The sequence below is a fragment of the Streptosporangium nondiastaticum genome, assembly GCF_003011965.1.
Classification (GTDB): Bacteria; Actinomycetota; Actinomycetes; order Streptomycetales; family Streptomycetaceae; genus Streptomyces; species Streptomyces nondiastaticus.
The window spans coordinates 17,628-30,146 of the sequence record NZ_PXWG01000075.1; the positions used below are offsets into that span (position 1 = coordinate 17,628).

The following is a 12,519-nucleotide window of genomic DNA, read 5'->3' on the forward strand; positions in this document are numbered from 1 at the left end:
AATGAGCCGGAGCACTGAGCGAGAGCAAGGCCTTCGCGATGTCCGCGCCCCGGTGCCCGAAACACCGGCCCCCTCAGCAACGGAGGACATTCATGCATGAGCACGAAGCCACGCACCGAGCCGCCCAGCAAACCGAGCACCCAACCGAGCCCCCAACCGACCACCGAACCGAGACCGAGCACGCAGCGAGCCGTGCCATAGCCTCCCGCATCGAGGCACTCCACACCCACGACCCCGAATTCGCCCGCGCGGCCCCGTCGCCGAGCGTCGTCGACGCCGTCCGCCGCGCCGACGGCAGCCTCATCGGGACCATATCGGCCGCCATGAGCGGCTACGCCGACCGGCCGGCCCTCGGACGGAGGGCCGAGCGCATCGTCGAAGACCCCGACACCGGCCGCCGCACCACCGAACTCCTCCCGCACTTCGAGACCGTGACCTACGCCGAACTGTGGCGGGAAGCGGGCAGTCTCGCCGCCGCCTGGGCCGACCCCGCCTCGGGCGGTCTGAACGCCGGCGACTTCATCGGCGTGCTCGGATTCACCAGCACCGACTACGCCACGATCGACCTCGCCTGCATGTACCTCGGGGCGGTCTCGGTCCCGCTGCCCACGGGATGGTCCGCGGCACGGCTGGCACCCATCCTCACCGAGACGGAGCCGCGGATCCTCGCCACCGACCTCGGGTCCGTCGACGCCGCCGTCGACGCCGTCCTGGCCACCGAATCCATCGAACGCCTCGTCGTCTTCGACTACGACCCGCGCGTGGACGACCACCGGGAGGCCCTGCAGACGGCCGTCGGCAAGCTGGACGGGCGCGCCCCCGTCGTACCGCTCCAGGAGGAACTGAGCCGCGGAAGGCGGCTGCCCGCCCTGGAACCCCGTGACGACGGCGACCCGGACCGCCTGGTCGGCCTGATCTACACGTCCGGAAGCACCGGCGCGCCCAAGGGCGCGATGTACACCGCGTCCATGATCACGAGGATGTGGCAGAACAGCCGCACCGGCACGCCGAACGCCGCGCCGGGCAGCGACAGGCCGGTGCCGACGATCGTCCTGCACTACATGCCCATGAGCCACGTCAACGGCCGCGCCCGGCTGATCTCCGGCCTCGCCTCCGGCGGGACGGGCTTCTTCACCGCTCGCAGCGACATGTCGACCCTGTTCGACGACATCGGCCTGGCGCGCCCCACGGTGCTGAGCCTGGTCCCCAGGATCTGCGACATGGTCCACCAGCAGTACCTCCTCGAAGCCGACCGCCTCTCCCGCACCGGCACCCCCCGGCCCGCCCGGGCCGAGGCCGAGGCGGCCGCACTCACCCGGGTCCGCGACGACATGCTCGGCGGCCGGATCGTCAGCGCCCTGTGCGGCAGCGCGCCGCTGTCGTCGCAGATGCACACCTTCATGGCAGAGGTCCTCGGCACGAAGGTCATCGACTGCTACGGCTCGACGGAGACGACCCGTCCAGTCGTCGTCGACCAGCAGGTGCGCCGCCCCCCGGTGATCGACTACCGGCTGGTGGACGTGCCCGAGCTCGGGTACTTCGCGACCGACAAGCCGCATCCGCGGGGCGAACTCCGCCTGAAGTCGGTCGGACTGGTGCAGGGGTACTACAAGCAGCCCGAGGTCACCGCACGCGCCTTCGACGAGGACGGCTACTACAAGACCGGCGACGTGGTCGCCGAGATCGCACCCGACCGGCTGGTCTACGTCGACCGGATCAACAACGTCGTGAAGCTCTCCCAGGGGGAGTTCGTCGCCGTGTCCCGGCTGGAGGCGCTGTACTCGACCAGCCCGTACATCTCGCAGATCTACGTCTACGGCAGCAGCGAGCAGGCGTTTTTGCTGGCGGTGGTCGTCGCCGACCGCGAGCAACTCGCCCTGGAGCAAGTGGACGACGACGCCGCGATCCGGGCGAAGATCCTCGACTCCATGCGGGAACTCGCCCGCGACGCCGGCCTCAACCCGTACGAGGTCCCCTACGACGTCATCCTCGAACCGCAGCCCTTCACGATCGAGAACGGCCTCCTCTCAGGGGTCGGCAAGCTCCTGCGGCCCTCCCTCAAGGACCGCTACGGCGCCCGGCTGGAACAGCTGTACGCGGACATCGCCGGCGGCAGGGCCGGGCGGATCGCGGCGCTGCGGGCCGCAGGCCGGGCGGCCGAGCCGCTGGAAGCGGTCCTCGCCGCGGTCCAGATCACCCTCGGATACCCCGCGTCGATGGTCGTGCCGCAGGCCGCCTTCACCGACCTGGGCGGCGACTCCCTCTCGGCGCTCACCTTCTCGACGGTCCTTGAGCAGATCTTCGACACCGAGGTCCCGGTCCAGGCCGTCCTCAGCCCCACATCCACCCTCGCCGGCATCGCCGAACACCTCGCCGCAGCGCCCGCTACGGCTTCCGTGCCCCGGCCCACGTTCGCTTCGGTCCACGGCCGCGGGGCCACCGAGGTAAAGGCCGGCGACCTGACTCTCGACCGGTTCGTCGACGAGGAGGTCCTGGCGCGGGCGCCGAAAACACCGGACTGGACCGATCCGTCGGTGAACTGGGCCGATCCGTCGGTGGGCCGGACCGATCTGCCGGGGGAGCGGACTGATCCGTCGGCGGATGGGACCAGTCCGACGGCGACCGGGAACGTCCTCCTCACCGGGGCGACCGGCTACCTCGGCAGGTTCCTGGCCGTCGAGTGGCTCGAACGCGTCGCCGCATCGGGCGGCCGGCTGACCGTTCTCGCCCGCGGCGCCGACGACGCGGCCGCCGGGCACCGTGTCCTCGCATGCCTGCGCGGCGCCTCCGGAGACCGGACCGACTGGTTCGACGCGGTCGCGGCGCAACACCTGGAGGTCCTGGCCGCGGACGTCTCCGCGCCGCAACTGGGCCTCGACCGCACGACCTGGGAACGGCTGGCCGCCGAGACCGACCGGATCGTGCACTCCGCGGCGCTGGTCAACCACGTGCTCCCGTACAGCCGGCTGTTCGAGCCGAACGTCGCCGCGACGGCCCGGCTGATCGAGCTCGCGCTCACCCACCGGATGAAGAGGTTCGCCTACGTCTCGACCATCGCGGCCGCGATGATGCCCGACGGGACGTTCCTCGACGAGACGGCCGACGTCCGTACGGCCTCGCCGGTACGGCAGCTGAACGACTCCGACGCGAACGGATACGCCACCAGCAAGTGGGCGGGCGAGGTCCTCCTCCGGGACGCGCACGACAGGACAGGACTGCCGGTCGTGGTGTTCCGCCCCGACATGATCCTCGCCCACAGCCGCCTGACCGGACAGCTGAACCTGCCCGACCGCTTCACACGGCTGCTCCTCAGCGTCGTCGCGACGGGCATGGCACCGCGCTCCTTCCACCGGCTCGACGCCGACGGCAACCGCCGGCGGGCCCACTACAGCGGGCTGCCCGTCGACTTCACGGCCGACGCGATCGCCTCGCTCAGCGCGCGGAGCCGGGACGGATACGTCACGTACAACAGCGTCAACGCGAACGACGACGACGTCTCGCTGGACGAGATCGTGGACTGGCTCATCCGCGCGGGCCACCCGATCACCCGCATCGACGATTACGAACAGTGGCGCGTACGCTTCGAGGCGGCCCTGAGAGGCCTTCCCGAACACCAGCGCCGGCTGTCGATGCTTCCGCTGATGCGGGCGTACGCCCGGCCGACCGAGCCGAGAACGAGCTCCATGGTGCCGGCCCGGCGGTTCACCGCGGCCGTGGCCGAATCCGGTGCCGGAGGGGGCGCCATACCGTCCCTCTCGGCGGACTTCATCGACAAATACGTCGCGGATTTGAGGGCGCTCGGCGTTCTCTGACGCGCGGGCGGCCGGAGGAGAGGAGAGGGGGGCTGTCCCGGGGCGCTGTTTTGACCTTCAAGCCGCTTGAAGGTCAACAATCGCAGCCATGGACGAGACCGACGAGCCGATGAACGACGCGCTGATGAGTATCGGCGCCTTCGCACGCAGGGTGGGGCTGGCACCGAGCGCCCTGCGCTTCTACGACGACTGCGACGTGCTGCGCCCCGCCTACGTGGACGACGCGACCGGCTACCGCTACTACGCCGCGGACCAGGAACCCCGAGCGGTCCTGGTCCGGCGGCTGCGCGCGGCCGGAATACCGCTCACCGACGCCCCGGCTGTGCTCGACGGCACCCGCGAGGAAGCCCGCGCCGTTCTGGAAGGGCACGCCCGGCGGGCGCGCGAGACCGCGGCGTCGGCCCGGTCGGCGATCGAGGAGATCCTGCGCGACCTGCCGGGAGGCGCGCGCCGCGCCTCGGTGCGGCTGGGCGGGGCGGAGCTGGCGAGCGCCGTACGCCAGGTCGCCCCGGCGGTCGCCTCCGCTCCCGTACGGGAGGAGTTCCCGGTGCTCGGATGCGTCCTGATCGAACTCGGCCACCAGGAAACGCGGCTCGTGGCCACGGACCGCTACCGGCTGGCGGTCCGCGCGCTGCGGCACCGCTCCCCGGAGGCCGCTGAGGACGTTGCCGGTGCCCCGGGCCGCGTCCTGGTCGACGCCGAGGCGCTGAAGGAGGCCGCGTCCTGGGCCCTGCGCATGCCGGACATCCGCATCGAGGCGGACCAGCAGGGCGTACGCCTGCACGGCGACACGGCCGTTCGGGACCTCCCGGCCGTCGACGGAACCTTCCCGGACTACCGGATGATCCTCGACAACCTGCCGGCTGCCCGGCACCGGATCATCGCGGACCGGACGGCGTTGCGCGAGGCGATCACCGCCGGCGGCCACGCCGGGCCACTGATCCTGGACACGGGGGAACAGCAACTCACCGTCACCGTCACCGTCGCCACGCCCGGCTCGGTGACGGCCACGCCGCCCGCCATCTGCACCGGGCCGCCGGTGCGCATCGCCTTCGACCCGTACGTTCTCCTCCCGGCGCTCGACGCCGGCGTCGGCCCCGACGTGCTGCTGGAAATAGCATCACCGTCCCAGCCCGTGATCGTCCGCTCAGCGGACCAGGGAAGCTTCACCACGTTGGTGATGCCGGTCCCGGGGGCGTCGGCGGACGCATGACGAGGCGCGTCCGTGCCCTTCCACCGTCGAGGGAGCGAGCCGTGAACCCCGGCCCGGCAATCCGCGGCGGTCAATCAGCCACCTGGAACCCGGAACGGCAGACTGCCCCGTCCCCTGCAGATCGGGCATACCCGTTCGGTCAAGCATTCCGGGCACCGGCCCAGACGGCCGGGGTCGGGGGACCCACCGCCCCAGCCGGGCCGGCCGCCCAGGACCCAGCCCCGGCCCTCGCAGCCGGGGCACCAGCCCAGGCCGTCGCACTCGTAGCACAGGGTGTACCCGGGCCGCAGTGTCTCCGGAGTCACCACCGGGTCGGGACGGACGTGCGGCACGTGTTCGTACAGCGCGACGGCCGGAGTCCGGCCCTGGTACATCACCTCGTCGCGGACCGGCGACACGGACACCACGATCTGCGCGTCGTGACGGAGGCCGGTCACGACGACACCCCAGGTCCCGGGGCGGGGATCGCGGATCTCCTCGGTGGTCTCCCAGCCGTCGGCGGCGAGCAGAGCGGCAGCGCGGGCGGCGAGCCCGGGTTCGTAGGCATCGCGCTCGGGTCGCGCGTCCCGGACGTACACACGCTTCCGGACGGTGTACTGGTACGTGGGTGGCTCCGTGCCGGTGTCCACGGACGGATCGCCGGACACGGCGAATTCGGGCACCTGGCCCGGCGTGAGCCGCTCGGCCAGGGACGTCAGAGACGCGCAGACCGCGTCAGCAGCCCCCAGGAGCCGGGCCCGCGCGCCGGGTATCTCCGTCTTTCCCATCCCTCGTCACCCCTCGCCCGGGCCGGCCGGATCACGGAACTCAGTCCCGGGGAACGCCCGGCCTGTCGTTGGTCTCCCCATCCGTGGTCTCCCCATCCGTGCAGCGTAACCGTGCAGCGTAGACAGGCTCGCGAGATCTGCCGCGACCGCCCCCGGTGCCGTACGGCACCCGGCGCGGCCCTGGGGCGGTGCTGCCGACGTCAGCCCCTGGTGGTGAGGCAGAAGGGGTGCCCGGCCGGGTCGGTGAGGACGCGCCATCTGTCCGCGTCCGGCTGGTGCTCCGGCTTGGTCGCTCCCAGCTCCATGAGCAGGGCCTCGGCCTCGTCGAGGTCGTCGACTTCGAAGTCGAGGTGGACCTGTTGCGGCACGGTCTGACCGGGCCGGCGCGGAGCCCGGTAGCCGTCCACCCGCTGGAAGCCGATGAAGAGCCCGTCCCCGCGCGTGAGGCCCGCGAAGTCACCGTCGGACGCGGGGTGAAGTGCGAACCCGGTGGCTTGCCGGTAGAACGCGGCCAGGGCTTGCGGGTCCGCACAGTCGAGTGTGATCGCCGTCAGCTTCATCTGCAGGGGCATGGCATCTCCGTGACAGCCGTCAAGCCGCGGGTTCGGGCGTGGGCGTGCATCAGACTCCCCCGCGGGGCGGGCCGCGTCAGGGGGTGGGGACGGTGACGTGCACTCGGACGCCAGCTGTCGCTTCGGCGGCCGTGCGCATCGCCTCTGCCGGGGTTTCGGCGAGGGCGATGGCGTAGCCGACGCGGTCGTGCGAGCTGTGGAGCTCGGTGAGGTCCGCGCCCGGCATGCGGTCGAAGTGCCAGCGGAAGACGCCGCGCGTGAGGGTTGGGTCGAGGGAGAGGCCGGTGAGGGCGCCCGGGGCGGGAGGCGTGACGAAGCTGATGGCCGCTGCCGGTGCGGCCGGGGCCGAGGACTTGGCCGGGTCCGTGCCGAGCAGTGCGGCGAGCGCGTGGTCGTACTGGTCCCGGCCCGTGGCGAGCTCGACGAGTTCGGGGATGCAGTCGCCGCCGACGCGGGTGTGCGTCTCGATGACGACCGGGCCGTGCACCGGGTCCAGCCGCAGCTCGGTGTGGCTGGCGCCGTGGTGGATCCCGAGCCGGTCCAGGACGCAGCGCACCGCGTCCTCCAGCCGTTCGCCGTCGGCTTCCGGCAGGGGAGCGGGGACGACGTGTCCGGTTTCGACGAAGTTGGGGCTGCCGGTGGTTTGTTTCGCGGTGATGGCCAGGATGGTGTGCCGTCCGGCCGCGCTGACCGCCTCGACGCTGAATTCGGGTCCGGTCGCGGCGTGTTCGGCGATGTAGCGGACCGCACCGGCCTGCTCGCCGCCGGTGCCCTGCGTCGTACGAGGCCCCTGCCCGGCCGGGACCTTCGAGTGCCACCGTTCGAGGTCGGCGTGCGAATCCAGCGCGGTGACCCCGGCGCTGCCGGCCCCGTCGGCCGGCTTGACGATCCAGGCGACGCCGTCGGGTTCGGCGCGCACGGCACCGGCGATATCGTCGGCGGTACCGGCCGCGTACGGCCACGCGTAGGGGGTGTCGGCGAGGAGGCGGCGCATGGCTGCCTTGTCGCGGGCGTGGGCGGCCGCGGCGGGGGAGACGGAGGGGAGCCCCAGGCCGGTGGCGATCCGGGCGCTGACCTCCTGGGCGTGTTCGGTGAACGAGACGACCAGGCGCGGCGCTCCGAGCTCCGCGGCCAGGCGGTCGACGACGGTTCTGGTCGCGTCGTGGTCGGTGATGTCGCAGAAGACGACGCGTTCGGCGTGGGCCGTGACCTCGGGGGCTACGGCCTGGCCCGGTGGCGCGAGCACCACGAGCCGGTGTCCGTGCAGGGCGACGGCCCGGGAACCGGTGGTGCTAGGGCCGAGCAGGCATATCCACGTCATGGGTGTTCCTTTCGTGACCGCTGGGCGGTGTGTCGGGTGTCCGGTCGGCGGATGTCCGGTCGGCGGGTGTGCGGCGGTCGGTCGTGCGGCGGCCGCTCCAGGACATGGCGAGGCCGGTGAGCAGGGCTAGCGCGGCCGCACCCCAGTACGGTGCCGCTGCCAGTGACAGCGCTCCCGGTTCGGCGGGACGGACTGCCAGGAGCGTGCCGAGCCAGGCGCCGGCCGACTCGGCGGCGCCCCATGCCACGCCTGCGAGGGCGTAGGCGGCCGTGGTGGACAGATTGCCGCGGCGCTCGCCCACCTGGGCGTCGTAGAGGGGGCTCCACACCAGCTCGGACAGGGTGAAGAGCACCATGGCCGCGAGGAGCAGCCCGAGGCCGCCCGTGCGGCCGAAGGCGAAGAGCACGACGGCGGCGGCGAGGACCACGTTGGCCGCGGTGCAGAGGAGACCGAAGCCCGCGCGCGGGCCGTTCAGGACCCGGCGGGACAGCGCGGACACGGGCACCTGCAGGGCCACCACCAGGACGGCGTTGAGGGTGAACACCAGGCCGAGGTCGCGGGTGCTGATGGTGTCGCCGAGATAGGCGGGAAGGACGTCGAAGACCTGGGCGTAGGCCACCCATGTGCCGCACACCAGCAGGGAGAAGGCCACGAAGGGACGCTGCGGGAGCCACCGGCCCCGGCCCTTCTCCGCGCTGTCGTCGGCGCCGTCGGTGGCTTGCCGCGGAGGCTCGGAGCCCCGCCACGTGCCCGGCAGCGCGGGCACCGCGGCCAGGGCCACCAGGTCGAGTGCCGCCGCGGCGAGCGGCAGCCGGCCGGCGTGCCACTCCAGGAGGGCGCCGCCGATGACCGGGCCGACCGCGGAGCCGGCGTTGACGGCCATGTTGAGGTAGCTGAACCCGCGCAGCCGCTGATCGGGCGGGAACGCCGCGACCTGCGCCTTCATCGCCGTCGTCGCCATCGCCAGAGACAGGCCGGCGAGAGCGGCGACCGCCAGCCAGCCGTAGGCCGGCAGGCGCAGACCCGCACCGAGCACGGCGAACGCGAGGGCCGCGCCCAGATAGCCGGCGCCGACCGAGGCCTTGAGGCCGAGCCGGTGGATCAGCGGCACCAGCAGCACCCCGCCGGCCCGGTTGGCCAGGATCGCGGCGCCCACCACCAGGCCGGCATCGGCCCCGCTCAGGCCGCGGGAGTCCACCAGCCACAGCCCGAGGTAGGGCAGCACGGCGAAGAAGCCCGCGCAGCTCGTCGCGCGCGCCACGACCAGCGCGGTGAGCTGCCGGGCGGTCAGCGGGCGGTCGTCGCCGGTGCCTTCGCCGCCCGCGGTCGTCCGGGGTCGTTTCGCGGCCAGACGGTCGAGACGGTCTGTCATGTGTGCCCTTCCGTACGGTCCGGGCACCGGAATACGGGGCCGAGACGCCAGCGAACCAGCGACTGCTGCAGGCCCTCCGCTTCGTGCGGCGTCGAACCGACGTCACGACGACGACCGGCACAAGCGAAAACGGACCCAGCGGTCCGTTCTTTTTACCCCCGGTCCGGCCGCGGCGACCTATGAAGATGATCACGCTGTGACAGGTGGAGCGGACGGCGGCGGCCAACTACCGTCGGGAGGTTGTTTCGAGACGAAGCCGGGCGGTGGCCCGCCCTCCGTCCAGGGAGTAGATCATGACTGTCCCCAGCGCGCGGCCGGAGTGCGGCAGCGCCACAGCACCGCACGCGGCGCCCCCATTCGACCCCGAACTGCACGCCGTGCTGACGGCCTTGGGCATGGAGTCGAGGGAGCCCCTCACACCGGACAACCTCCAGGCCCTGCAGGAGCGGGACGCCTCGGCCCGGCCCAGGCCGACGACCGAAGACCTCCGCGCCGACGGCCGCTTCGAGGTGACGGAGCTGCGCGTTCCGGGACCGCTCGACGCACCCGACGTCACGCTCGTGAGCGCGCGGCCGTCCGGGCTCGCCGGGCCGCTGCCCCTGCTGTACTACATGCACGGAGGCGCCATGATCATGGGGAACGCCTGGTCCGTGCTTCCGCGGATCCTCCGCGAATGGGCCGCCCCGCTGGGACTTGCCGTCATCTCGGTCGAGTACCGGCTGGCGCCGCACGCGCAGTACCCGCAACCCCTGGAGGACTGCTACGCCGGACTCGCCTGGGCGGCCGGGCACGCGGCCGAACTGGACATCGACCCGGACCGCATCATCATCGGAGGCAAGAGCGCCGGCGGCGGACTCGCCGCGGCCCTCGCCCTGCTGGCCCGTGACCGCGGCGGCCCCCGCGCCCTGGGGCAGCTGCTGCTGTGCCCGATGCTCGACGACCGCAACAGCACCTTCTCCAGCCATCAGATGACGGGCCTGGGCACCTGGGACCTCACCTCCAACGCGACCGCGTGGAAGGCACTGCTGGGCGCCCGCCACGGCACCGCGGACCTGCCGCCCTACGCGGCCCCCTCCCGCGCCACGGACCTCTCCGGCCTCCCTCCGGCCTACATCGACGTCGGGTCGGCCGAGATGTTCCGGGACGAGGACGTGGCCTACGCCAACGCCATCTGGCAGGCGGGCGGCCAGGCCGAACTGCACGTGTGGCCCGGCGCCTACCACGGCTTCGACAGCCTGGCCCCCCAAGCAGCCCTCAGCCAGGACGCCCGCAAGACCCGCACCCGCTGGCTCCGGCGTCTCCTCGGGTGACACCCCCGGCCCGGAGGTGGGCGAGGAGGATGTCCCGGACCTGCTTGACCGCTTCAGGCGCGATGTCTGCGAGCACGGGCAAGGCGTAGTGCCGGCCTGTCATCACCGTTGACCACACCAGCAGGACCGGTGACGCTCTCGGAATCCGCACGGTTGTCAACCCCACCCGCAGCCGGCCGACGGGCGGGCCGTCCTCGGAGAAGGCCCGCGGTGCCCGGGTCGCCCACACTCACCCCGAGCACGTCAAGAGGTGGTTCCAGCGACGCTTCCAGGCCGAGGGCGAGTCGGCGACGGCCCAGGACGGCGTGGTGCGGATCGGAGCCACCGCCGACCCGTCGGGGCTCGCGGTCCGCATGTTGCCCACGGTCTCCAGTGCCGCCCGGCACAGGGGCTTGCGCATCGTCCGCGCCGAGATCCGGGGAACCGTCACCGTCACCGACCCGGAAGCCCTGGCGCAGACGCTCTCCAACGGCCTCGGCCAAGCGCGTGCCTACAGCTGCGGCCTCGTATTGACGCGTTGAGCGACCTGCCGGGATGTCCTCCATCACCTACGGGACGAGCGGCGCCGGCGGTAGTACGCCAAGGTGACCAGCCCCAGCAGCGGGCCCCAGGCCAGCAGCGGCGCGTAGCAGGCGGTCATGACCCACGCGGACACGCCCTTCGGCGAGTCCGCGGCGCTCAGCGAGCGTTGCCAGCCACCGCACGCCGACATGACGGTGAGTGCGGTGACCGCTGCCGCGCCCAGTGCGGCGGGCACGACTGCGGCCAGGACGGGAATCCTCCGCCCTCCCAGGAGGGGCACCCGGCGCGGCACCCTCTCGCCCCACGGCCGGATCAGACCGAGCGTGAGCAGGCCCAGGCATTCGGCGAACGCGCTCAGTGCGAACAGGTAGAGGGAGGACCAGCCGGGGAAGTTGCTCTGGTGCAGCGGGGTTCCCTCGGCGAACCCGGAGGGCACCCCCAGGGCGACGGCGCACCGCCACAGGCCCGAGGGCACCAGGCTGAGCGCGGCGCCGTGCGCCGCCCAGCGCACGGCCCTGGAGACGACCGGTCCGTCCGGAAGGGGCGGGCGCCGGCGGGTCGTGGGGGAGGCGGAGGAGAGGGCCATGGCACGGGGCCTTCCTGATCAGTGCGGTCGTGATGTGTGTGCGGTGAAGTGGGCAAGCGCAGTACGGCGGGGTCGGCGTGGCGGGTGGGGCAGCGGGCGCGCCGGCCGGTACCGCCGGACGTCAGCCGTTGCCGCCGGGCTGCCAGCCGGCCGGGAGCGGCGGCAACTCCGCATGCGTCACGCTGAAGCCGCCCTTGACGATCGGCGCGAAGGGCGCCGGCGCCATGCAGGTGCCGACTCTCGGCGCCACGGTCTTGCCGTCCACGACGTCGACGTTGCTCACAGCCCAGTCGAACCCGAACCGCCCCTTGCCGGGGCCGCCGGTCTTGACGCTGAACCCCATCCGCTTGCCTATCTCCCGGGGATCCGCGGACTTGGTGACGACAGCGCTGAGCGTCGCCGTGTCGCCGGCCGTGACCAGGCAGTCCACCGCAGCCTCCCCACGCCGGGTGTCGTTGTTGCCGGCCTTCCAGTGATAGATCGTCACGGTGCCGCGGGCATCGGTGGGCATGCCCTTCGGCAGTTGGTCGAGGGGACGGCTGAAGGGCGCGGCCGTCGCTTCCACGGAGAAGCGGATGTCGTCGTCCGGCGCGTAGGCGAAGAAGAGGCGCCCCTGGCCGGACACTCCGGCCGTGGGCTGCGCCTTCCCGGCCCCGCCCCCGGCCTCCGCTCCGCCCCCGGGCCTGCTCGCTCCGGCCTTCGGTACGGGGACGGCGGGGGAAGCGGACGCGGCGGAGGTGAGCGCACAGAGTGCGGCGAACACGGTCGCGGCGCCGACGACTCCGGTGACGGTCCTGCGGCGGAAGGGAGACTTCTTGTGCTGCATGCGAACTCCTTCGATCGATCTCGTTCGTGCTTGGTGCTTGGTGCTTGGTGCCAGCGGGGGCGGGGCGAGGGCGTGGGCCGTCGCCGGTGAACGGAAACGGCCGCCCCGATGACGTGATCAACCATCGCTTTCGCCCCCACCCCCGGACCATCTGCCGATCAGCGGATCTCCCGCCCCGCCCGGGCCTTCTCCTCTGCCGTTCGGCAGAGGAGAAGGCC

At 72.5% G+C, this 12,519-nt stretch carries 10 protein-coding genes; 4 read left to right on the forward strand and 6 right to left on the reverse strand.

Going from position 1 to position 12,519, the window contains the following annotated elements; translation table 11 throughout:
• Positions 1-92 precede the first annotated feature (92 nt).
• Together B7P34_RS23160 and B7P34_RS23165 are read left to right on the forward strand one after the other, a co-directional pair.
• Positions 93-3,812 (forward strand): thioester reductase domain-containing protein, encoded by a 3,720-nt coding sequence (locus tag B7P34_RS23160; RefSeq protein ID WP_106679413.1) that lies wholly within the window; start codon positions 93-95, stop codon positions 3,810-3,812.
• An 88-nt stretch (positions 3,813-3,900) separates the two neighbouring features.
• Complete coding sequence (locus B7P34_RS23165; RefSeq protein WP_106679415.1) at positions 3,901-5,025, forward strand: MerR family transcriptional regulator; 1,125 nt, start codon at positions 3,901-3,903, stop codon at positions 5,023-5,025.
• Positions 5,026-5,099: 74 nt separating this feature from the next.
• Here B7P34_RS23165 and B7P34_RS23170 read toward each other — a convergent pair whose 3' ends face one another.
• The 4 genes from B7P34_RS23170 to B7P34_RS23185 all read right to left on the reverse strand — a co-directional run bounded on the left by B7P34_RS23170 (position 5,100) and on the right by B7P34_RS23185 (position 9,057).
• A complete protein-coding gene (locus B7P34_RS23170) occupies positions 5,100-5,792 on the reverse strand; it encodes a hypothetical protein (protein ID WP_106679417.1) in 693 nt (230 codons plus the stop codon).
• 200 nt (positions 5,793-5,992) lie between these two features.
• Entirely contained in the window at positions 5,993-6,364 is a 372-nt protein-coding gene (locus tag B7P34_RS23175; protein WP_106679419.1) for a VOC family protein, read from the reverse strand.
• 76 nt (positions 6,365-6,440) lie between these two features.
• Positions 6,441-7,685, reverse strand: coding sequence for an ATP-grasp domain-containing protein (locus B7P34_RS23180; protein ID WP_106679421.1), 1,245 nt, complete (start codon positions 7,683-7,685; stop codon positions 6,441-6,443).
• Positions 7,657-9,057: an MFS transporter gene (locus B7P34_RS23185; protein ID WP_106679422.1), complete on the reverse strand. Its 1,401-nt coding sequence runs from the start codon at positions 9,055-9,057 to the stop codon at positions 7,657-7,659. The genes B7P34_RS23180 and B7P34_RS23185 overlap by 29 nt, the downstream gene beginning before the upstream one ends.
• 293 nt (positions 9,058-9,350) lie before the next feature.
• On the opposite strand from B7P34_RS23185, the gene B7P34_RS23190 reads away from it, so the two are divergent.
• Together B7P34_RS23190 and B7P34_RS23195 are read left to right on the forward strand one after the other, a co-directional pair.
• Positions 9,351-10,367 (forward strand): alpha/beta hydrolase, encoded by a 1,017-nt coding sequence (locus B7P34_RS23190; protein WP_223268135.1) that lies wholly within the window; start codon positions 9,351-9,353, stop codon positions 10,365-10,367.
• 101 nt (positions 10,368-10,468) lie between these two features.
• A complete protein-coding gene (locus B7P34_RS23195) occupies positions 10,469-10,888 on the forward strand; it encodes a type I-E CRISPR-associated protein Cas6/Cse3/CasE (protein ID WP_106679424.1) in 420 nt (139 codons plus the stop codon).
• Between the two features lie 23 nt (positions 10,889-10,911).
• Here the strand turns inward: B7P34_RS23195 and B7P34_RS23200 are convergent, their stop codons facing one another.
• A complete protein-coding gene (locus tag B7P34_RS23200; protein ID WP_106679426.1) occupies positions 10,912-11,475 on the reverse strand; it encodes a hypothetical protein in 564 nt (187 codons plus the stop codon).
• A gap of 121 nt (positions 11,476-11,596) precedes the next feature.
• Positions 11,597-12,301: a hypothetical protein gene (locus tag B7P34_RS23205; RefSeq protein ID WP_223268136.1), complete on the reverse strand. Its 705-nt coding sequence runs from the start codon at positions 12,299-12,301 to the stop codon at positions 11,597-11,599.
• Between the last annotated feature and the right edge of the window lie 218 nt (positions 12,302-12,519).

Bases quoted from the DNA above. Each gene is read 5' to 3' on its own strand.
- B7P34_RS23160 (WP_106679413.1), top strand. From the start codon at position 93: ATGCATGAGCACGAAGCCACGCACCGAGCCGCCCAGCAAACCGAGCAC.
- B7P34_RS23165 (WP_106679415.1), top strand. From the start codon at position 3,901: ATGGACGAGACCGACGAGCCGATGAACGACGCGCTGATGAGTATCGGC.
- B7P34_RS23170 (WP_106679417.1), bottom strand. From the start codon at position 5,792: ATGGGAAAGACGGAGATACCCGGCGCGCGGGCCCGGCTCCTGGGGGCT.
- B7P34_RS23175 (WP_106679419.1), bottom strand. From the start codon at position 6,364: ATGCCCCTGCAGATGAAGCTGACGGCGATCACACTCGACTGTGCGGAC.
- B7P34_RS23180 (WP_106679421.1), bottom strand. From the start codon at position 7,685: ATGACGTGGATATGCCTGCTCGGCCCTAGCACCACCGGTTCCCGGGCC.
- B7P34_RS23185 (WP_106679422.1), bottom strand. From the start codon at position 9,057: ATGACAGACCGTCTCGACCGTCTGGCCGCGAAACGACCCCGGACGACC.
- B7P34_RS23190 (WP_223268135.1), top strand. From the start codon at position 9,351: ATGACTGTCCCCAGCGCGCGGCCGGAGTGCGGCAGCGCCACAGCACCG.
- B7P34_RS23200 (WP_106679426.1), bottom strand. From the start codon at position 11,475: ATGGCCCTCTCCTCCGCCTCCCCCACGACCCGCCGGCGCCCGCCCCTT.
- B7P34_RS23205 (WP_223268136.1), bottom strand. From the start codon at position 12,301: ATGCAGCACAAGAAGTCTCCCTTCCGCCGCAGGACCGTCACCGGAGTC.